Here is a 20653-nt window from a genome sequence, read left to right on the forward strand (position 1 = left end):
GTTGCTGGTCCCCTACGTGCTCTACCTGGGGGCGCTGCCGTTCGTGAACCGGGTCGATCCCGTCGTTCTCGGGCTGCCGTTCCTCTTCTTCTGGCTGCTCGGGGCGACCCTGCTCACGCCCGTCGCCGTATGGCTGACCAGGCGGGGTGACCGCCGGTGAACGCCGCCGTCGCGACCTCCGTCTTCGGCGTCTTCATGGTCGCGACCGTGGCTCTCGGCCTGCTCGCCGTGCGCGGCCGGCGCGGGCCGGAGGGCGGCGGGCTCGCCGAATGGTCGGTGGGCGGGCGCAGCCTCGGGACCGTCTTCATCTGGGTGCTGATGGCCGGTGAGGGCTACACCAGCTTCAGCTACCTCGGTGCCGCCGGCTGGGGCTACAACTACGGGGCGCCCGTTCTCTACGTGGTCGCGTACATGTCGTGCGGTTACGCCGTCGGCTACGTCGTCGGGCCCATGCTCTGGGCGTACGCGCGCAAGCACGGCCTCGTCGGGATCACCGACATGGTGGCGCACCGCTTCGGGCGGCCGTGGCTCGGCGCACTCGTCGCCGTCCTCGCGACCGTCTTCCTGCTTCCGTACATCCAGCTCCAGATCACCGGCATGGGCGTGGTCGTCTCGACGATCTCCTACGGCGCCATCAGTCTGAACTGGGCCTACTTCATCGCCTTCGCCGTCACCACCGGCTTCGTCGTGGTCAGCGGGCTGCGCGGCAGCGCGTGGGTGTCCGTGCTGAAGGACGTGCTGGTCATCGCCACCCTCGGATTCCTCGCCGTCTACGTGCCGATGCACTACTTCGACGGGTACGGGCCCTTCCTCGACCGGCTCGTCACGGAGAAGAGCGAGTGGCTCACCTTTCCCGGGCACGGGGACAGCGGTCTCGGGCAGGCCTGGTTCATCACCACCTCCTTCCTCAACTCCCTCACCGTCGTGATCTTCCCGACGACCGTCGCCGGGTACCTCGGCGCGAAGAACGCCGACGTGCTCCGGCGCAACGCGATGTGGCTGCCCGCCTACAACGTCCTGCTCTTCGTTCCGATGCTGCTGGGCATGGCGGCGCTCTTCGTCGTCCCCGGGCTCGTCGGGGCCGAGTCGAACCTGGCGCTCTTCAAGCTCGTCGTGGACTCGCTGCCGGCCTGGTCGGTCGGGATCATCGGCGTCGCGGCCGCGCTCTCCTCGATCGTGCCCATGGCCGTCTTCATGCTGGTCATCGGCACGATGTGGGGACGCAGCGTGCTCTCCCTCGTACCGCGCTGGGAGCAGCGGCAGAAGGGCGCGGCGCAGCTGGTCGTCGTGGTCGCGGGGGGCCTTGCGCTGCTGCTCACGTACACCGCGCCGAACACTCTGGTGCGGCTCTCGCTGATTTCGTACGAGGGCATGGCGCAGCTGCTCCCCATGGTGCTGCTGGGGCTGATGTGGCGTCGGCTGACCCTGCTCGGGGCGATGAGCGGGCTGGTCGTCGGGGTGGGTGTGGTCTGCGGCTTCGTGTTCACGGAGAACGACCCGGTGTGGGGCGTGAACGCCGGCATCGTCGCGCTGGGCGCCAATCTGGCCGTCGCGCTCGCGGTGACGTACGCCGGTCCGCGCGAGCACGACGAGCGGCCGGACGACGAGGTGCTCGCGCGGGACGAGATCGGTGACGACGAGGAGCTCGTCCCGGCGGGATGAGTGCGCGCGGTCAGGTCCGCTCCCGCAGCGGGCGTCCGCGTGGGGGAGTCAGGTCCGTTCCCGCAGCAGCAGCACGCTGACCGTCGCCACCAGGGCCAGCCCCACCGACAGCAGCATCGCACCGTCCGCGCCGGAGCCCGTCGTCGCGATGGCGATCGTCAGGGCGACGCCCGCCGAGGAGCCGATGTACCGGGCGGTGTTGTTCGCGCCCGAGCCCATCGCCGCCCGCTCGTGCGGCACCGATTCGATCGCCAGCCGGGGCAGCGCGGCGTTCAGCAGTCCGCTGCCGGCACCGGACACGACCAGGGCCGGGAGCAGCCGGAGCCACACCGTCGTGTCCGGATGCCCTCCGGCGTCCAGTGCGCCCAGCAGGGACACCACACCCACCGCGTGCAGGAGGAAGCCGGCGGCCAGCTGGTGGCGGGCCGCCACCCGGCCCGTCAGCCGGCGCGACTGCAGGGCCACGACGAACCCCGTGCCCGACCAGAGGAGGAACAGCCACGCCGCGTCGATCGTCGACAGCCCGAGCGCCCGCTGGAGCAGCGTCGGCAGGAAGCTGAACAGGCCGATCACCGCGAGGCCCGTGAAGAGCCCGCCGGCCGACGAGGCCAGGAACGTGCGGCTGCGCAGCAGCGCCGGATCGATGAGCGGGGCCGCCGCCCGGCGCTCCACCGCGAGGAACACCAGGGCCAGCGCGAGGGAGGCGAGCAGCAGCAGCCCGACGGGGGCGCGCAGCCAGCCGTCCCGGCCGAGCGTCAGCGCGGTCAGGAGCGCCGTCATCGCCGCCCCCAGCACCGCAGCGCCCGCCAGGTCCGGGCGTCCGCCGCGCGGGGCCCGGGACTCGTCGAGCGTGCGGAAGGCGAAGGCCGCCGTGAGGAGCGCGGCGAGGCCCAGTACGGCGTACGTCAGCCGCCAGTCGATCGAGCCGAGCGATCCCGCCAGCAGCGGGCCGAGCGCGATTCCCGCGCTCACGAACGCGCCCCAGATCCCCGTCGCCCTGATCCTGGCGGCACCGGCCGGGAACGCCCCGACGAGCAGGCCCAGGCTGGTGGCCAGGATCGCGGCGCTCGCCGCGCCCTGGGCGACCCGGGCCAGCGTGAACGTCAGGGTGTCGGTCGCCAGGGCGCCGAGTCCGGTGGTGAGGCCGAGCGCGAGCGTGCCGATCAGGAACAGTCTGCGCCGGCCGTAGTCGTCGGCGAGGCTGCCCGCGACCAGCAGGACGACGGCGAGACCGAGCGGGGTGCCGTTGAGCAGCCAGGCCTGGCCGGAGGGCGGGGTGGCCAGGGCGGCCGAGATGCCGGGGAGCGTCGTCATCGGCGCGGTGTAGTTCATCAGCGCCACGGCGGTGGCCAGGGAGGTGATCGCGAGGGTCGGCCCGGGGCGCGGGTGAGCGGCAGGCGGTGGGGTGGTCGCCGGTGGCGCGGGGCGGGGGCGTACGGGCTGGGCCATGGCATCGCTCCGGGGTTCGCCGGGGTTCGCGCGGGCGTCGTGCGTGCGGGCCACGGGTGCGCGCCACCCCCCGGTAGGTTCGGTGAATGAACTCATGTCGAGGATGCTGACGCTAGCACGTCAGGTTCATTCATCGAACCGTGGAGGAGTAAAGTGATCCCCATGGCACTCGGCAAGGACTACGTGAACCAGCAGTGCTCCATGGCCCGCGCACTCGAAGTGGTCGGCGAGCGCTGGACCCTCCTGGTGGTGCGGGACGCCTTCTACGGCGTACGCCGGTACAACGACTTCCTCGTGCACCTCGGCATCCCACGCGCCGTCCTCGCCACCCGGCTCCAGTCCCTCACCGAGGCCGGAGTCCTGGAGAAGCGCCGCTACCAGGAGTCGCCGCCGCGCGAGGAGTACGTCCTGACCGAAAGCGGCAAGGCGCTCTGGCCCGTCATCGGCACCCTCGGGGTGTGGGGGCGCGACCACCTCCCCGGCACCCTTCCGATGCGTGTCTTCGTCCACGCCGACTGCGGTACGGAACTGAGCGCGTACGGCGCATGCCCGGCCTGCTCCGTGCCCGTACCGCCCGAGGACATCGAGATGAGGCCCGGCGACGGGCTCGACGCGCACGCGGACGATCCGGTCAGCCGTGCACTGCTCACGCCCCGCCGACTCCTGAGGCCCCTGGAAGTCGATCGTGTATAACGGATAACGGTCGAAGTGCCGCGCCACCACGCGGCCACGGGAGAACGGAAGGGGGAGGAACCATGGACGCACGCGCCATGAACCGCGTGCGCGGTGGCCTCACCCGCGTCCTGCGGCCCGCCGGACTCCTGCTCTTCTTCCTCACCGAGGTCCTCCTCGCCGAGGGCGGCAGCCTCTCCGCAGCCGTCGCGCTCGCCGCCACCGCGGCCGCCGGCACCGCGCTCGTCGCCTGCTCGGTCATCAGCGCACGCTGCGCCGCCCCGGTGCCCCGCACCCGGGTCCGTACCGCCATGCGCGACCGGGAGAAACGCACCGCGTTCCTGCCGCAACGGGATCCCGACGCCAAGGGGCGCCGACGCCCCCGAGCCCCCGGCCACGCCCTCCTGACGGCCGCGTAGGGCTCGCCCCCTCCCTCCTTCTCCCGCCCGGATGCGTACACCACCGTGTGCGCGGACGGGAGCGGGCGCCCCGCGCGGATCGTCATGCCGAAGCTGATCCACTCCCGGCACGACGAGACCCCCGGAGGGCTCATCCATGTCCGCCTTCATGTCCGCATTCGCCAGCCTGGTCGGCGCGCTCGCCGACGCGCTCCACCCCCTCTTCCAGAACGCGTCCACCGCCGCCGCGATCGTCCTGTTCACCGCCCTCGTACGACTCGCCGTGCATCCCCTGTCGCGGGCCGCGGCGCGCGGACAGAAGGCGCAGCGCAGGCTCCAGCCGCAGATCGCCGAACTGCGCAAGAAGCACAAGAAGAACCCCGAGCGGATGCAGAAGGCGCTCATGGAGCTGCACAAGGAGGAGAAGGTCTCCCCGCTCTCCGGCTGCCTGCCGAGCCTCCTGCAGATGCCGGCCTTCTTCCTGCTCTACCACCTCTTCTCCAGTACGAAGATCGGCGACGAGGCCAACGAACTCCTCGGCCACCAGCTCCTCGGCGCCCCGCTCGGCGAGCGCTGGCGCGACGCACTCGCGGACGGCGGGATGTTCGGGGCGCAGGGCCTGGTGTATCTGGGGCTCTTCGCGATCGTCGCCGCCGTCGCCACGTTCAACTACGGGCGGACGAAGCGCCAGATGGCCGCCAACCCCGTCACCCCGGCCACCGGCCCCGACGGGCAGCCGGTCCCGGGCATGGGTGCGATGACCAAGGTGATGCCGCTGATGTCCTTCTTCACGCTCTTCACCGTGGGCTTCGTGCCACTGGCCGCCGCGCTGTACGTCGTCACCAGCACCACCTGGACCGCGATCGAGCGGGCCTACCTGTACCGCGACATGCCGGCCGCGGGCGCCGCCATGGCCACTGCGGCGTAAAGGAGCCGACGAGTGCGCCGGTCCAGTGTGTGAACAGGGTCTTGCAGAGTGATCGGATGTCTTGGAGGATCGGACAAGCCTGCGATGGCCGCAACCCATCCGACGGGCCCGATCGAACCAAGGGAGAGAGACCGTTGAAGCTGCTTCGTGTGGGTACGGCGGGCGCGGAACGACCGGCGCTGCTGGATGAGAACGGAACCCTGCGTGACCTGTCGGGAATCGTCACCGACATCGACAGTGCGCTGCTCGCCGACGAGGACGCGCTGGCCCGGGTACGGGCCGCCGCGGCCGCGCCGGGAGAGCTGCCCGAGCTCGACGCCGAGGGGCTGCGGGTGGGTCCGCCGCTCGGCCGGATCGGCAAGATCGTGTGCATCGGGCTGAACTACCACGATCACGCCACGGAGACCGGCGCCCAGATACCGGGCGAGCCGATCCTCTTCTTCAAGGCGCCGGACACGGTCGTGGGCCCCGAGGACACGGTGCTCGTGCCGCGCGGCAGCGAGAAGACCGACTGGGAGGTCGAGCTCGCCGTCGTCATCGGGCGCACCGCCCGGTACCTGGACTCCGCGGAGGACGGGCTCGCGCACGTCGCCGGATACGCGGTGGCGCACGACGTCTCCGAGCGCGCGTTCCAGATCGAGCGCGGCGGCACGTGGGACAAGGGCAAGAACTGCGAGACGTTCAACCCGCTGGGTCCCTGGCTGGTGACGGCCGACGAGGTCGCCGACCCGCAGGCCCTGCCGCTGGAGCTCTGGGTCAACGGCGAGCTGAAGCAGGACGGCACCACGGCCGACCAGATCTTCCCGGTCGGCGAGGTCGTGCGCTATCTCAGCCACTTCATGACGCTCTACCCGGGCGACGTGATCAACACCGGTACGCCGGCGGGGGTGGCGATGGGGCAGCCCGAGCCGAAGCCGTACCTGCGGGCGGGGGATGTCGTGGAGCTGGAGATTGCGGGGCTGGGGCGGCAGCGGCAGGAGCTGAAGGGGGCGTAGGGGGCCTCTGGTCCCGGGTGCGCCCGGGGGCCGCTTCGTCCTCGACCGCTGGACGGGCCGGGTAGGACGTCCTCAAGCGCCGGACGGGCTGTGAAAGATGTCCTCGAGCGCCGGACGGGCTTGCTTTTGCCGATGGTGCCGAGCGCGTAGAGGTCGGAGGGGTGGGCGCTGCCTGATGGCGGTGCCCGCCCCTCCGGTGTGTCAGCCGTTGATCTTCGTGGCGAACTGCTCCAGTGCCTCGACCACCAGTGCGTGGTCCTCCGCCTGGGGCAGCCCCGACACCGTGACCGAACCGATGACGCCCGCGCCCTCGACCGCGATCGGGAACGAACCGCCGTGCGCCGCGTATGTGTCAGGGTCCAGTCGCGAGGCCTCGTCGAAGGTCGTGCCCTTGGCCCGGAACCGGGTCCCGACCAGGTAGGAACTCTCGCCGTACCGCTCGACGACCTTGCGCTTGCGCTCGATCCACGCGTCGTTGTCCGCGCTGGAACCGGGCAGCGCGGCATGGAAGAGCTGCTGGGCCCCGCGCCGGATGTCGATCGCGACCGGGGCGTGCCGCTCCCGGGCCATGGCGACGAGCAGGCCGCCGAGCGCGTACGCGTCGTCGTAGCCGAAATGCGGCAGGGTCAGCCTGCGCTCCTGGGCGATCAGCTCGGAGATGGTCGGAGCGGTGGGGTTCATGCGGACTGCTCCTCGGTGGCGTGAGCGGTGGTCGATACGGACGCGGAGGCCGTGGGCAGGGGGACCGTGACGCCGTCGCGGGCCGAGCGGCGGGCGGCCTCGAGTACGTCCAGCGCGGCGGCTGCCTGGAGGGCGGTCACCGGGTTCTCGCCCTTACCGCGCAGCGCGTCGGCGACCGCCGCGTAGTACGCGGGGTAGTCGCCCGGCAGCGTACGGACCGGGGTGCCGCCGCCCGTGAGCGGGGACTCGCCCGAGCCGAGCCGGCCCCACAGGTCCTCGTCCTCCACGCCCCAGGCCGTGTCCGCCGTCGGGCGCGCGCCTTCGCGCAGGGCCGCCTCCTGGGGGTCGAGGCCGTACTTCACATAGCCGGCGGTGGAACCGAGCACCCGGAAGCGCGGGCCGAGCTGGGCCGTCGTCGCACTGACGTAGAGATGCGAGCGGACCCCGCTGGTGTGGGTGATCGCCAGGAACGTGTCGTCGTCGGCCGCCGCGCCCGGACGGCGTACGTCCGACTCCGCGTACACCTGGGCCGCCGGACCGAACAGGACGAGCGCCTGGTCGACGACATGGCTGCCCAGGTCGTACAACAGCCCGCCGATCTCCTGCGGATCGCCCGACTCGCGCCAGCCGCCCTTCGGCTGCGGGCGCCACCGCTCGAAGCGCGACTCGAAGCGCTGGACCTCACCCAGCTCACCGTCCGCGATCAGCGAACGCAGGGTGAGGAAGTCGTTGTCCCAGCGGCGGTTCTGGAAGACCGAGAGCAGCAGCCCACGCTCCTGCGCCAGGGCCGCCAGCTCCCGGGCCTCGGCAGCCGTCCCCGCGACCGGCTTGTCCACGACCACCGGCAGGCCTGCCTTCAGCGCGGCCGTAGCGAGCGGTACATGGGTCTTGTTCGGCGAAGCGATCACGATCAGGTCGAGCTCGTCCGCACGCGGCCACAGCTCCTGCGGCGAGGCGGCGAACCGCACGGCGGGGAACTCGGCGCGGGCCTGCTCCCGGCGCTCCTCGTTCGACGTGACGACCGTGTCCAGGACGAGGCCCTCGGTCGCGGCGATCAGCGGGGCGTGGAAGACGGAACCCGCCAGGCCGTAGCCGACGAGTCCGACGCGCAGGGGGGTCGGGGCCGTACCGGAGGTCTCGTGAGTCGCGTGGGCAGTCATGCCTTCCACTTTGGCAACGCTGTTGCCAAAGTGCAAGCGCGGGAGACAATGGGTCCGTGAACAGGACCAACAGCGGCGCGAACCTGCCGACACTGCGCAGCCACAACGCGGCGCTCGTGCTGGACCTGCTGCGGGCGGCGGGCGAGCGCGGCATCAGCCGGCTCGAACTGGCCGGGCGGACCGGGCTCACCCCGCAGGCCGTCAGCAAGATCACCGCCAGGCTGCGTGCCGAGGGCCTGGCCGCCGAGGCCGGGCGCCGCGCATCGACGGGCGGCAAGCCGCGCACCGTGCTGCGGCTGGTGCCCGACGCCGGCCACGCGGTGGGGCTCCACCTGGACCGCGACGAGCTGACCGTGGTGCTCGTCGACCTCGCGGGCACGGTGGCCGGGAGCCGTACCGCTCCGCTGGACCTCGGCGCCCCGGCCGACGAGGTGCTCGCGGCGGCGGCCGGGGCGGTCGCGGCGGTGCGGGGCGACCGTGCGCTGCCGGTGCTCGGGGTGGGTGTCGCCGTACCTGGACCGCTCGACCACCGGGGCGGGGTGCTGCACCGCGTCACGGGGTTTCCGCAGTGGGACGGCTACCCGCTCCGGGACGAGCTCGCCGCGCGGACCGGGCTGCCCGTCGTCATCGACAAGGACACCAACGCCGCCGCCCTCGGGCTCGCCCTCCAGGCCCCGGACCCCGCCGACTTCGCCTACCTCCACCTGGGCACCGGCCTCGGCTCCGGGCTGGTGCTCGGCGGGGTGGTGCACCGAGGGGCCAGGACCGGAGCCGGCGAGTTCGGCCACCAGACCGTCCAGCTGGACGGCGTCCGGTGCAGCTGCGGCGGGCGGGGCTGCATCGAGGCGCTGTGCCTGGCCGCCGTCGGCCGGGGCGACGTCGCCGAGGCGGCACGGGTGCTCGGGACCGGCGCCGCCAACCTGGTCGGGCTGCTCGACATCGACCGGGTGGTGCTGGGCGGACGCACGGTCGCGGCCGACCCCGACGCGTACGTCCGCGGGGTAGGCGCGGTGCTCGACGAACGGGCCCGGCGCGACGGGGCCGGCGGGGCGCCCGTACCGGTCGTCGCCGCCGGCGGCGGGGAGCAGCCGGTCGCAGAAGGGGCGGCCCAGCTGATCCTCGCCCCGCTGTTCGGCCGCGTGGGGGGTGCGGACCCGCAGGGGGACGGGGGCCCGTCCGGGGCCTCCCGTCCGGATCGTGCCGGGGCCGGCCACGCACACCTGTCCGGCCTGATCCGCACGGAAGAACCCGGGGCCTCCCGCGCGGAACTGGGCTGATCGAGCGTTTCCCGGCGGCCGGCCGCAGGACTCCGCGGCATGTCGGTGGCGGCCCGTCAGCACCTCCGTGGCAGCGTCGCTCCCAAACCGGTGAACTCCGGGGCCCGGGGCGAGCCGACCATGTCCGCGAGAAGCGAAGGCTGCCCCACGATGCCCCCCACACCGCCCCCGGCGAACTCTTCCCCCGAACCCTCCGTCCCCGCGCGCCCTCCGTCGCCGCCGCCCCCCGCGGGCAGCCGGCCCCGGCACGGTCTCGCGCTCGGACTGGCCGCGGCGAGCGTCATGCCGGCCGTCGTGCTCGGCGGCACCGCGGCCGCGTCCGCCGCCCCGCAACGCAACACCGCCACCACCCCGGCGTCCGGCCTGGCCCCCGCCTCCGCACCCGGCTCCGTCGCCGCCGACCGACGACCCGCCTGCGGTGACCCGGGGGCCGCGGACTTCCCGATCGGCACCCGGATCCACGGTGGCCCGGAGACCTACGCCTCCGGCGGCGGCTACGGCACCTGGTTCCTCGACCTGACCAACACCACCGCGGAGTCCTGCCGCGCGATCCACCCGGTCCTGGTCCTCACCGACGAGGACCGCGCCCTGACCTCGGACCAGATCCAGCTGGAGTTCTCCGAACGCACCCATCCCGGTGTCGAACACCGCGTCAGCTGGGAGACGACCGACCGCGACGAGCACATCGGCGTCTTCGGCGGCGAGGGCGACGACTCCTTCCCCGGCTTCACCGTCCCCGCCGGCCGGACCGTCACCGTGCAGGTCAGGCTGGCGTTCACCTCCGACACCAGCCCCGGCCGGATCACCGCGAACGCCGCGATCGTCCAGCGGCAGCGCACCGACAGCGGTACCGGGAGCCAGGGCCTCGACGGGGAGTGGGTCGGTGAGTCCGAGGACTACCCGTTCACCGTGGTCGAGGACGACGGCAGCGGGACCGTCACGGACGACGACCCCGCCGAGGAACCCGGGGAGACCGAGGAGGCCGGTGAGGTGGGCAAGGAGAAGGAGAGCGACAGCGTCACCGGCCGCGTCCCCGCCAGGCCGGACGCCAGTCCCACCACCGGCACCACCGGCACCCGGCGCCCCGTCGCGCCCGGCCTCGACCCGGCCGCGGTCCCGGAACTCGCCGCCACCGGTTTCTCCGTACCGGTTCCGCTGCCCGCCCTCACCGTCGCCGGCCTCCTGATCGGAGGCGGAGCCGTCGTCATCAGGGCCCGCCGGACCCGCCGCGTCCCGCGCTGAACGAAGATCGGCTCCTGGTGCCCGGCCCTTCCCCCGCCCATTGCCCGACCCCCTAAAATCGGGGGCGTCGGCGCTGCACAACGCGGTGCCGCCGGCGTCCCCGCACCTGGCGTACGGCAACTGGAGTCCCACATGGCAGAGCGCAAGCCGATCTCGTCCTGGCTGACCGACATGGACGGAGTCCTCATCCACGAGGGGACGCCGATCCCCGGCGCGGATGCCTTCATCAAGCGGCTGCGGGACTCGGGGCTTCCCTTCCTGGTCCTCACCAACAACTCGATCTACACCGCCCGGGACCTGCACGCCCGGCTCAGCCGCATGGGCCTCGACGTCCCCGTCGAGAACATCTGGACCTCCGCGCTCGCCACCGCCCAGTTCCTGGACGACCAGCGGCCCGGCGGCACGGCCTACGTCATCGGCGAGGCGGGGCTCACGACCGCGCTGCACGACATCGGCTACGTCCTCACCGACCACGAGCCCGACTACGTCGTCCTCGGCGAGACGCGTACGTACTCCTTCGAGGCGCTCACCAAGGCGATCCGGCTGATCAACAACGGGGCGCGGTTCATCTGCACCAACCCCGACGAGACCGGCCCCTCCGCCGAGGGCCCGCTGCCCGCGACGGGCTCCGTCGCCGCCCTCATCACCAAGGCCACCGGCAAGGCCCCCTACTTCGCGGGCAAGCCCAACCCGCTGATGATGCGGACCGGGCTCAACGCGATCGGCGCCCACTCCGAGTCCAGCGCCATGATCGGCGACCGGATGGACACCGATGTGCTGGCCGGTCTGGAGGCGGGCATGCAGACCTTCCTGGTGCTGACCGGACTCACTACGGTGGCGGACATCGACAAGTACCCGTTCCGGCCGTCCACGGTCGTCGAATCCATCGCCGACCTGGTCGAACTCGTCGACGTGGGCTGACCCGGCGGGGGCGGGGGAGCGGGCAGGTACGGCCGCCTCCCCGCACTCCACCGGCCCAGCGCGGGCCCCTCTGCGGATGCGAGATGCCGCGGCACGCGTGAACCTGCCATTAGGAGGTTCACGATGCGTTCAATATCCCTCACGTTCTGTGCCGCCGCGGTGGCCGCGGCGACCCTGATGCCCGCTTCCGTCGCACTGGCCAACTCCGACTCGGACCACGACGACTCACGGTCCCGGGCCACGCTCTCCGTCTCCCCGTCCTCCGTCTCCCCGGGCGGCGAGGTCGACCTGGAGGTCGACGGCTGCAAGGGCAAGGAGGCCAAGGGCAGCTCCGACGCCTTCGTCTCCGAGGCGCGCTTCTCGCCCGGTGGCGACAGGACGCTCTTCGCCGAGGCCCGCGTCCGCTCGGACGCCGAGCCCGGCGACTACGACGTCCAGGTGGTCTGCAAGGACGACAAGCACACCAAGGCGTCCGCCGTGCTGACCGTCGTCCACCGCAACCGGCCCATGCCGCTGGCCCCGGTCCGGGCGGGCGGTGGCGGCACGGCCGTGCTCGCCGACCAGGCCCAGCAGGACGGTCCCGGCACCGTTCATGCCGTGGTCGGCCTCGCCCTGGCCGCCGTCGCGGCCGTCGCCGTCGCCTTCCGCAGCGTGCGACGACGCCGCCCGGCCACCGACTGACGTGTCCGCCTCGGACCGCTCGGCGGGGCACGGCAGGCTGCTCACCGGAGTGGCCTGGGCCGTACTCCTGCTGGGTCTGTGGCTCTGGGGCCGCGGCATCACCGGTGGCTCCGGCGCCAGTTCCGCGCCGACCACCGGCGACGTCGCAGCGGTCGGCCGACCGCTCGGCGTGCCGCTGCCCCCGGCCCACGACCCGATCGAGGGCGTCGCGCCGAGCAGCGTGGAGATCCCGTCGATCGGGATCCGGGCCCCCGTCGTGTCCCGGGGGCTGGACAAGGACGGGGCGATCGAACCGCCGTCCTTCGACACGCCCCAGACGGTCGGCTGGTACGGGGCCGGCGCCGAGCCCGGTGCCAAGGGCCCGGCCCTCTTCGTCGGCCACGTCGACACCGAGACGAAGCCGGCCGTCTTCTACGGGCTCAGCGCGGCCCGCCCCGGCGCCGAGGTCGAGGTGACCCGGACCGACGGCACCGTCGCCGAGTTCACCATCGACGACGTCCAGGTCTTCACCCGCGAACGCTTCAACGCGCAGAAGGCCTACGGCCCCCGCAAGGACGGCCGGGCCGAACTCCGGCTGATCACCTGCGGCGGCACGTACGACCGTGAGTCGAAGTCGTACACGGCGAACGTGGTCGTCTCGGCCTACCTCACGGGCGAGAAGTCGCGGGAGGAGGCACGGGAGCAGGCCCTGGAGCGCGCGACAGGTGAGGCGGGCGCGCCGATCGGCGGCTGACGCCTTCGGTATCCGGCCCGGCCGGCGCCCGGTTCTCCGGGCGCCGGCCGGGCCGGTCCTCGACCGCGGGGCGCGGGCCGCGGGAGTGGCCCGGCGCGGACACGGGAGGTCGGTGGCGTCCGGGTCCGCCGCACGACCCACTGTAGGGGCGCGAACTGCGGCTCCCCAACCAGTTTCTGACGTTACGTCGATAATCGGTCACGCTCCGCACGCGGACAGGCCGGGCAGAGCGTGGTGAACCCGCCGTAACAGCTCTTCGACGATGTCGTGAGGGGCCGGGCCGGTCCCGGGCCCTGTGCCAGGATGGACGGCGATGCGACAGTGCACCGCCGTCGCAGTCGAGGGGGAGTGGATGTACGGCAGCCACAACGGCCGGTTCGACATGCGAGGGGTGGGCGTGGCCGCGGCGGCCGCCGCACTGCTGCTCGCGGGATGTACCTCTTCCGGCGACGGCGACGGGGAGAACCACGCCGGTTCCGGCGCGGGCGGGAACCCGGCCGCCATCGGCCAGCAGCCCAAGGGCACCGACCCGTACTGGGTCAACCCCGACGGGAACGCGGCCGAGCAGGTCGCCCGCTACACCGGGGACGGCAAGGAGAAGGAGGCCGCCCTCATCCGCCGGATCGCGCGGCAGCCGGTCGGCGAGTGGATCGGCACGGACAATCCGGAGGAAGAGGCGAAGGGCTTCACGGAGGCCGCCGAGAAGGCCGACCGGGAAGCCGTGCTGGTCCTCTACAACATCCCGCACCGCGACTGCGGACAGTTCTCCAAGGGCGGCGCCGCCGACGGCGACGCCTACCGCGCCTGGCTGGACAGCGTCGCCAAGGGCATCGGAGACCGGGGCGCGACCGTGATCCTGGAGCCGGACGCGGTGCTGCACCTGGTCGACGGGTGCACCCCGCAGGAGTTCCACGAGGAGCGCTACGACCTGCTCAAGGGTGCGGTGGAGCGCCTCGGCCAGCTGCCGGAGACCCGTGTGTACCTGGATGCGGGCAACGCGGGCTGGCACACTCCGGACGCGTTGTTCCAACCGTTGCAGCAGGCGGGCATCGGCGCGGCCGACGGTTTCGCGGTCAACGTCTCCAACTTCCAGACCACCGCGGTCAGCAAGGAGTTCGGCAAGCAGCTGTCGGCGAAGGTCGGCAACAAGCCGTTCGTGATCGACACCAGCCGCAACGGCAACGGCCCGTACACCGGCGGCGCCCCCGAGGAGAACTGGTGCAACCCGCCGGGACGGGCCCTCGGCGAGCCGCCGACGACGTCCACGGGCGAAGAGCTGGTCGACGCCTACCTCTGGATCAAGCGGCCGGGCGAGTCCGACGGCGACTGCCGGGGCGGCCCGAAGGCGGGCGACTGGTGGCCCGAGTACGCGCTGGGGCTGGCCCGCGGCACCGAATAGGAGCGTCCTGCCCGGTGCCGCGGTGCAGCCCTCAGGGCACCTCCACCCAGGTGCCCTCGGACGGCGTGCCCTTGTCGTCGGTGACGAACAGCATGTACCAGCCCGAAGGCACCAGCGCCCGGTTCCCGGGCACCGTCACCGAGATCCCGCCGTCGGTCTGCTTCAGGTCCAGCGCCACGGAACGCTGGTCGGTGTCCGTGACATGGGTGACCGCGCTCGGCCGCATCAGCTTCGCCGACTTGATGGACGAGGCCTGGTTGCTGGTGAACACAGCCGTGCTCCCGCGCTCGATCCTCTTCGGTCCGGCGGTCAGCTCGGGCCGTGAGTCGCGGTACAGGTACGGCGGGGTGTAGATCTCGATGCGCTGCTCGAAGACACCCGGCCGGGTGCCGGCCTTGTCGGAGTAGAGCGAGTCGGAGCCGAAGATCATGACCCGGCCGTCGGGCAGGAGCACGGACCCCGAGTGGTAGTTGCGGCCCACCGCCGGGTCGGCGACCCGCTGGTAGGTGTCCGACTTCGCGTCGTACAGCCGGGCCTGCAGCACGTCGGAGCCACCGCGGCCGCGGTAGTCGTTGGAGCCGCCGGTGACCAGCAGGGAGTCGTCGGGCAGCAGGGACGCGCTCGGGTAGCGGGTGCCCTCGTCGAGGGAGGCGCCGTCCTTGAACTCGGGGTCGGCGTCCTTCAGGTCGACCAGCCGGGACTTCTCACTGGACTTGCCGGACTCGCCGACGCCGCCCCCGCCGATCACCATGAACTTCTCGTCCTGAGCCGGGGGCAGCCGTACGGTCGCCGACGTCTCCATCATGTCCGGGTCGCTCAGGCCGGGGACCTCGGTGAACTTGTTCGTCGCCAGGTCCCAGACACCGGGGGCGCGGCCGACGGTGGCGGGCCCGTAGCCGGCGTTCGAGCCGGAGTAGAAGAGCTTGCCGTCGCCGAGCAGGAAGATCGCCGGATAGGTGGGGAACTTCCGGACGATGCCGGTGTACTCCCACTTCTTGGTCTCCGGGTCGTAGACCTCGTCCTTGCCGGGGACGATCTGCCCGATCTCGTCCAGACCGGACAGGGCGAGGACCTTGCCGTCCTTCAGCGTGGTGAGCGTCGGGTACCAGCGGGCCTCGTTCATCGGGTCGACGGTGATGTACTTCTCCGCCACCGGGTCGAACTCGAAGGCCTCACGGATGCCCTGGAAGTCCTTCTTGTCGAGGGCCAGCTTCTGGGCGATCCCGTAGACGTTGCGGGTGTCGGAGCCGGACAGACCCGCTATTCGGTAGTTGTCCTCGGTGCCCGTCTCGTGCTTCGCACCGGACTGCTGCGCCTCGACGTAGATGCGGCCGAGCCCCGGGTCGTTGCGCAGGAAGGCGCCGGTGTTCCTGTCGAAGACCTTGGTCGCCTTCTCCACCAGCACGGGGTCCTTGGAGACGAAGGTCTTGCCGTTCTCCTTGCCGGTGAACCGGGTGCCCGCCGGCAGCGTGACCGGCTTGTCCGGGTCCTCGTTGTGCACGATCATCAGGCCGCCGGCCTTGGTGACGTCACCCCTGAGCTTCTCGTACCGCTTCGTACCGCCGGCTATGAGCAGCTTGCCGTCGGGCAGTTGGGTGTGACCGGCGCAGAACATGTCCTTGGGCGTGGGGATGTCCTTGAAGGCGTTGGTCTCCGGGTCCCACAGCACCGACCGGAAGCTCTTCGCGTCGAAGTTCTTCTGGTTGTTGCCCGAGCCCGCGACGAGCAGGACCTTGCCGGTGTGCAGCAGCGCCGCGTGGATCGTGTTGATCCGGAACTCGGCGGGGATGTCCAGGAAGTCCCAGTGCCCGTTGGACGCCTTGTAGTCCGACTGATCGATCTTGTACGCGTGGTAGCGCTCGGTGCTGAAGCGGTACAGCCACGGCCCGTTCGCTCCCGCGAGCGCGAGAACCACCGCCGTACTGATCGCCATGCGGCGGGTACGGCGGCTCGGACGGTACTTCATCGTTTACGTCCCCCAAGGGCGATCTGCATGGTCTGTTCGTTGCCGGCCCAGTGGGGCTTCTCCTGCTGGGCGTGCGCGGGTGGTCCGCTCGGCGGCGGGCCCGCGCGCCGCTTCTTCTTCTCGGCCCACATGGTGTACCGCCAGCCGAAGATCGGCGCGGCGGTGATCAGCAGCGCCAGCGAGGCCCAGGTGAGCATCGCCGGGTGGCTGTGGCCGAGCACGAGGGAGGCCGTGATGGAGCCGGCGAAGACGAGGATGAAGAAGAGGTGGATGCGGAAGGTCCCGAAGAGGGTGTCCGGACTCGACGAGTCGCCCTTGGGTGTCACGACGAACGAGCTCTTGCGGCGCAGCACGGCGTCCATGAGGGAGCGTGCGTAGACCGGCGCGGAGAGCGCGGACATCATCATGCCGGCGAGGCCGCCGGAACCCTCGGGCTCGTGCGGCGAGACGTTGTGCCGTCGGTTCCAGACGTACAGGCCGATCTGGAGCGCCGAGGCGTTGCCGTACAGCATCATCCAGACGGTCGGGTCGATCTGCACACCGGACGCGCCCATGCCCAGGAACAGCGCGCAACTGAGGGCCGCGAGTATCCAGTTCATGGCGGACATCGGATAGAAGATGATCATCATCGTGTAGTTGAAGAGCTTGCCCGCGGGCAGGGAGAAGAAGCCCTTCCAGTACTGCTTGAGGATCGTCTCGTACGTCCCGCGCGACCAGCGCAGCTGCTGGGTGAAGAAGTCCGTCCACGCGGTCGGGCCCTCGCCGACGGCCAGTACGTCCGGGGTGTAGACCGAGCGCCACTTGCGGCCGGTCCGCGGATTGCGGGCGCGGTGCATCTCGAAGCCGGTCGCCATGTCCTCGGTGATCGAGTCGTAGAGACCGCCGATCTGCTTGAGGGCACTGATGCGCACCGCGTTGCTGGTGCCGACGAACATGGGGGCGCCGTAGCGGTTGCCGGCGCGCTGGATCAGCGCGTGGAAGAGGAACTGCTGGGACTCGGCGGCCTTGGTGACGAAGGTGTCGTAGTTGCCGTAGACCTGCGGACCGATGACGAAGCCGACGTCCGGGTCGCGGAAGTACCCGAGCATCCGCTCCAGGTAGTTCGGCATCGGGACATGGTCGGTGTCGACCGATGCGAAGAAGTCGTACGCGTCGCCGTGGGCGTCGAGCCAGGCGTTGTAGTTGCCGTGCTTGGTCTTCGCCCGGTGCGGGCCCTTGGCCTGGTTCCAGTGCGCCACGCCCTTGCGGGAGAAGTGGTGCACGCCGAGCCGCCGGCAGACCTCCTTCACCGCCGGGTCGTCACCCTCGTCGAGGAGCCAGACGTGCATCGGTCCGCGGTGGCGGATGCGGACGGCGGCCTCCAGGGTCTTCGTCACCATCTCCAGGGGCTCCTTGCCCGGGACGAAGGAGGTGAGGAAGGCGACCCGGGTGCCGGTCTCCGGCACGACCGGGACCGGATCGCGTGCCACCAGCGTGGCGTGCGCGTTGGAGAGGACGTTCAGAGTGCGGAAGAGCTCGATCAGACCGATCGACACCAGCATCACGATGTCGAGGATCAGCAGCGTGTCGTTCTTGAGGTTCGGGTCGCGCTGTGTCCAGTGGCCGGGCTGCATCAGCCAGGCGAAGAGGCCGAGAGAGACGAGCGGCGCGGCCCCCAGCAGAAGTGCCGCACGGATCCGGTGCGGTTCCTGGGAGAGGAGTGAGCGGTACTTCACGGTGTAGGGCCGGGTGGGGTCGGGCTGGGTCAGAGGCCCGGCGAGCCGGCTGTAGTGCTCGTAGTCGTACCGTGGCAGCGCTTTCTTCTGTCGCCGCCGCTGGCCCCCGGACCGCAGCTGGGTGGGTATCCGAAGCTGTGTCGTCCGGGACGGGTCGTGGTCCTGCCGGGCGCCTGGCGGCGTCGACGTCATGGGTCATCCCCCTGCACGCAGGCGAGACTGCGTGGTCGGTCGGTCGGTCGTTTCGTCTCGTCCGCCGCGGGTCCCCCTGGAACGCGGCCGACGGCTCAGTGGCGGGTCACCGTTCCTGAGACAAGGAACGGCATCCTTCCGGTTGCATGATGCCTGCTCGGCGTTTGCTTGTGCACGACGGCTCCCCCGCACGTCGGACACAACCGGAATATTCGTCTCCAAATCCCCCAACTGTCTGCTCCGTCGGCGTGGTTGGTGCCGACGACTCCCAGACAGACTGGCCGACGCCAGCCGTGACCGCAAGGGCGAAAGGGGTTATTACCCGCTCATACGCACGATTTGTGGGGCTCTTGTGAAGTGGCGGAGTGAGGGCGTAAAGGGGTGCGGGCGGGGATCGCCGCGCCGTCGGGACGCCCGGGGGTGGTCGGCCGTCAAGGATGCACAGGCTGTGCGTGAGCAAAGCGCGCGCGGTGTGACGCCTGCGCGGGAGGCGAGGGAAAGCGAGGGAATGTGCGGGAACGAGTAAGGCCCCCTCACGCGTGGTGAGGGGGCCTTACTCTGCGTGCGCCGCCAGGGACTCGAACCCCGGACCCGCTGATTAAGAGTCAGCTGCTCTAACCAACTGAGCTAGCGGCGCCTGCTGACCTGGAGAACTCTACCCGATCTCCGGCCGTGCTCCTGACCATTTCCCCTCTGTTGCGGCCTGTCGGATGGTCGTTTTTTATCTTCTATCCGTCAAAATGCGATATGTCAGGAGAGTTGAGACACTGACGCCCGTACAGATGCGCCCAAAGATCTTGACGAGTGCGGAGGGAATCGCATGACTGTGCCGGCCTTCGAGGAGTACGTGCCCGCCATCGACTGCACCTGTGCGGGATGCGCCGTACAACGGCGCACCGCAGCCGCCGGACTGCCGACGCGGTACGGAGGACACCCGGCCGCCCACGGCGCGCGGCGCGCGATGGTGCTGGTCACCGCTGCGGGAGTGGTGCTGAGCGCCGGTCTCGCGGAGGCGGCGGGTGCGGCGGCCGACCCATCCCCGGTGACGGACCCGGGCCAGGCGGCCGACACCGCCGCGCCCGGACCGGACAGCCCGCAGGGCGGACCGGGACCACTGCAGGGCTCGGGGGCCTCCGGACCACCGGCGTCCCAGGCGTCCACACCGACGCTGCGCACCACCACCCGCGCCGACATCATCAACCGGGCGAAGAAATGGGTCACCGCTCAGGTCCCCTACAGCATGACGAAGTACTGGTCGGACGGGTACCGCCAGGACTGCTCCGGTTATGTCTCGATGGCCTGGAACCTGGCCGGCAACGAGTGGACCGGCAGCCTCGCCACGTTCGGGACGCGCATCGCCCGGGAGGAACTCCAGCCCGGCGACATCCTGCTCTTCCACAATCCGGCCGACCCCGCGAAGGGCTCGCACGTCACGATCTTCGGCGGCTGGACCGACTACACGCACACCCACTACACGGCGTACGAGCAGACCACGCCGCACACCCGTAAGCAGACGACGCCCATGGCGTACTGGACCCACTCGGGCAGCTACGTCGCCTACCGCTACAAGGGCCTGACGAGCGGAACCGGTGACAGCGGCTCGTCGAAGACGCTGTTCCCGGGCGCCTCGAAGTTCGGCCCCGGTACGAAGAACGGCTACGTCACCCGGCTCGGCAAGATGCTCGTCGACCGGGGCGGCAAGCGCTTCTACAAGGTCGGCCCCGGCCCTGCCTGGGGCAGCGCCGACCGGCTGGCCACCCAGGCGTTCCAGAAGGCCCAGGGCTGGAGGGGCAAGGAGGCCGACGGCATCCCCGGCCCCGACACCTGGCGCCTGCTGGTGAACGGAACCGGCCACGACATCCCCGCCGCGGGCGGCTCCACAGCGGTCGGGGGATTCCCCGGGCGGGGCTATTTCCGGCCGGGTCAGTCCAACAGCCATGTCGACAAGCTCGGCAAGCAGTTGGTGAAGAAGGGATACGGCAAGCACTACCTGTCGGGCCCCGGCCCTCGGTGGACCGAGGCGGACCGACGCAACGTCGAGGCCTTCCAGAAGGCCCAGGGCTGGAGGGGCACGGAGGCCGACGGCTATCCGGGCCCGGAGACCTGGCGGCGACTCTTCGCGTGACACGACGCACATGACGGAGGCGGGAATGCGATCCACGGTGTCGGACAGCTCCGGGAACCCGGAGAACCGGGAGGAACCGGAGTACGGGGAGGAGAGGTACGGGGCGGTCCCGGTACGGGAATGGGTGGGCCCGGACGGAGCGGGCCGGGTCACGGACGCCTGGGCCGCGGCGGGGGAGCGGGCCGGGGCGGGGGGCTGGGCGATGGAGGACGAGCCGCACACGCCGGCCGCCGGGACCGGGCGGGCCGGGCCGGGCGGGCAGGCTTTCGGTTCGGACGGGGGGCCGGTGACCCCGGTTTCCGGGCCGGGCGCGGGCCCGGGTGGACCGGTTCTCGGGCCGGGCGCGGGTCCGGGTGGGCCGCTTTCCGGGCAGGGTGCGGGTCCGGGTGGGCCGGCTTTCGGTTCGGGCGCGGGTCCGGGCACGCCTGCTTTCGATTCGGGCGCGGGTCCGGGCACG

Annotated in this window: 18 protein-coding genes and 1 tRNA gene; 13 read left to right on the forward strand and 6 right to left on the reverse strand. The window is 71.4% G+C overall.

Annotated elements, in window-relative coordinates; genetic code table 11:
- Position 1 precedes the first annotated feature (1 nt).
- Positions 2-160, forward strand: coding sequence for a DUF3311 domain-containing protein (locus ABZ434_RS11945; protein ID WP_356321379.1), 159 nt, complete (start codon positions 2-4; stop codon positions 158-160).
- The gene (locus ABZ434_RS11950; protein ID WP_359134470.1) at positions 157-1662 is read left to right on the forward strand and encodes a sodium:solute symporter family protein; all 1506 of its coding nucleotides are present in this window, start codon (positions 157-159) and stop codon (positions 1660-1662) included. Before ABZ434_RS11945 ends, ABZ434_RS11950 begins: the two co-directional genes overlap by 4 nt.
- Before the next feature lie 48 nt (positions 1663-1710).
- Here the strand turns inward: ABZ434_RS11950 and ABZ434_RS11955 are convergent, their stop codons facing one another.
- Positions 1711-3111: an MFS transporter gene (locus ABZ434_RS11955; RefSeq protein WP_359134575.1), complete on the reverse strand. Its 1401-nt coding sequence runs from the start codon at positions 3109-3111 to the stop codon at positions 1711-1713.
- A gap of 162 nt (positions 3112-3273) precedes the next feature.
- Here ABZ434_RS11955 and ABZ434_RS11960 point away from each other — a divergent pair, with 162 nt between their 5' ends.
- The 4 genes from ABZ434_RS11960 to ABZ434_RS11975 all read left to right on the forward strand — a co-directional run bounded on the left by ABZ434_RS11960 (position 3274) and on the right by ABZ434_RS11975 (position 6104).
- On the forward strand, positions 3274-3804 hold the full coding sequence (locus tag ABZ434_RS11960) for a helix-turn-helix domain-containing protein (RefSeq protein WP_359134472.1): 531 nt from the start codon (positions 3274-3276) through the stop codon (positions 3802-3804).
- 62 nt (positions 3805-3866) lie between these two features.
- Complete coding sequence (locus ABZ434_RS11965; protein ID WP_359134474.1) at positions 3867-4202, forward strand: DUF6412 domain-containing protein; 336 nt, start codon at positions 3867-3869, stop codon at positions 4200-4202.
- A gap of 136 nt (positions 4203-4338) precedes the next feature.
- Positions 4339-5109: a YidC/Oxa1 family membrane protein insertase gene (locus ABZ434_RS11970; protein WP_359134476.1), complete on the forward strand. Its 771-nt coding sequence runs from the start codon at positions 4339-4341 to the stop codon at positions 5107-5109.
- Positions 5110-5243: 134 nt separating this feature from the next.
- On the forward strand, positions 5244-6104 hold the full coding sequence (locus tag ABZ434_RS11975; RefSeq protein ID WP_359134477.1) for a fumarylacetoacetate hydrolase family protein: 861 nt from the start codon (positions 5244-5246) through the stop codon (positions 6102-6104).
- Positions 6105-6305: 201 nt separating this feature from the next.
- Here ABZ434_RS11975 and ABZ434_RS11980 read toward each other — a convergent pair whose 3' ends face one another.
- Both ABZ434_RS11980 and ABZ434_RS11985 read right to left on the reverse strand, forming a co-directional pair.
- Positions 6306-6785, reverse strand: a complete 480-nt coding sequence (locus ABZ434_RS11980; protein ID WP_359134479.1) for a heme-degrading domain-containing protein — start codon at positions 6783-6785, stop codon at positions 6306-6308.
- Complete coding sequence (locus tag ABZ434_RS11985) at positions 6782-7945, reverse strand: Gfo/Idh/MocA family oxidoreductase (RefSeq protein ID WP_359134481.1); 1164 nt, start codon at positions 7943-7945, stop codon at positions 6782-6784. Before ABZ434_RS11985 ends, ABZ434_RS11980 begins: the two co-directional genes overlap by 4 nt.
- 56 nt (positions 7946-8001) lie before the next feature.
- On the opposite strand from ABZ434_RS11985, the gene ABZ434_RS11990 reads away from it, so the two are divergent.
- The 6 genes from ABZ434_RS11990 to ABZ434_RS12015 all read left to right on the forward strand — a co-directional run bounded on the left by ABZ434_RS11990 (position 8002) and on the right by ABZ434_RS12015 (position 14198).
- On the forward strand, positions 8002-9222 hold the full coding sequence (locus ABZ434_RS11990) for an ROK family transcriptional regulator (protein ID WP_359134483.1): 1221 nt from the start codon (positions 8002-8004) through the stop codon (positions 9220-9222).
- Between the two features lie 282 nt (positions 9223-9504).
- Complete coding sequence (locus ABZ434_RS11995) at positions 9505-10464, forward strand: hypothetical protein (RefSeq protein WP_359134485.1); 960 nt, start codon at positions 9505-9507, stop codon at positions 10462-10464.
- A 132-nt stretch (positions 10465-10596) separates the two neighbouring features.
- On the forward strand, positions 10597-11385 hold the full coding sequence (locus ABZ434_RS12000) for an HAD-IIA family hydrolase (RefSeq protein WP_359134487.1): 789 nt from the start codon (positions 10597-10599) through the stop codon (positions 11383-11385).
- A 123-nt stretch (positions 11386-11508) separates the two neighbouring features.
- Positions 11509-12066: a hypothetical protein gene (locus ABZ434_RS12005; RefSeq protein WP_359134489.1), complete on the forward strand. Its 558-nt coding sequence runs from the start codon at positions 11509-11511 to the stop codon at positions 12064-12066.
- Between the two features lies 1 nt (position 12067).
- Positions 12068-12799, forward strand: coding sequence for a class F sortase (locus ABZ434_RS12010; RefSeq protein WP_359134491.1), 732 nt, complete (start codon positions 12068-12070; stop codon positions 12797-12799).
- A gap of 352 nt (positions 12800-13151) precedes the next feature.
- Positions 13152-14198 (forward strand): glycoside hydrolase family 6 protein, encoded by a 1047-nt coding sequence (locus tag ABZ434_RS12015; RefSeq protein ID WP_359134577.1) that lies wholly within the window; start codon positions 13152-13154, stop codon positions 14196-14198.
- Between the two features lie 31 nt (positions 14199-14229).
- On the opposite strand, the gene ABZ434_RS12020 is transcribed toward ABZ434_RS12015, so the two are convergent.
- The 3 genes from ABZ434_RS12020 to ABZ434_RS12030 form a co-directional block, all read right to left on the reverse strand.
- Positions 14230-16164: a galactose oxidase-like domain-containing protein gene (locus tag ABZ434_RS12020; RefSeq protein WP_359134493.1), complete on the reverse strand. Its 1935-nt coding sequence runs from the start codon at positions 16162-16164 to the stop codon at positions 14230-14232.
- A complete protein-coding gene (locus tag ABZ434_RS12025; protein ID WP_359134494.1) occupies positions 16161-18071 on the reverse strand; it encodes a glycosyltransferase in 1911 nt (636 codons plus the stop codon). The genes ABZ434_RS12020 and ABZ434_RS12025 overlap by 4 nt, the downstream gene beginning before the upstream one ends.
- Positions 18072-18634: 563 nt before the next feature.
- A tRNA-Lys gene (locus tag ABZ434_RS12030) sits at positions 18635-18708 on the reverse strand.
- Between the two features lie 183 nt (positions 18709-18891).
- Between ABZ434_RS12030 and ABZ434_RS12035 the strand changes: the two genes are divergently transcribed.
- Positions 18892-20196, forward strand: a complete 1305-nt coding sequence (locus ABZ434_RS12035; protein ID WP_359134496.1) for a peptidoglycan-binding protein — start codon at positions 18892-18894, stop codon at positions 20194-20196.
- The last annotated feature ends 457 nt before the right edge of the window (positions 20197-20653 follow it).

The sequence above is a fragment of the Streptomyces sp. NPDC005761 genome, assembly GCF_040630635.1.
Lineage (GTDB): Bacteria > Actinomycetota > Actinomycetes > Streptomycetales > Streptomycetaceae > Streptomyces.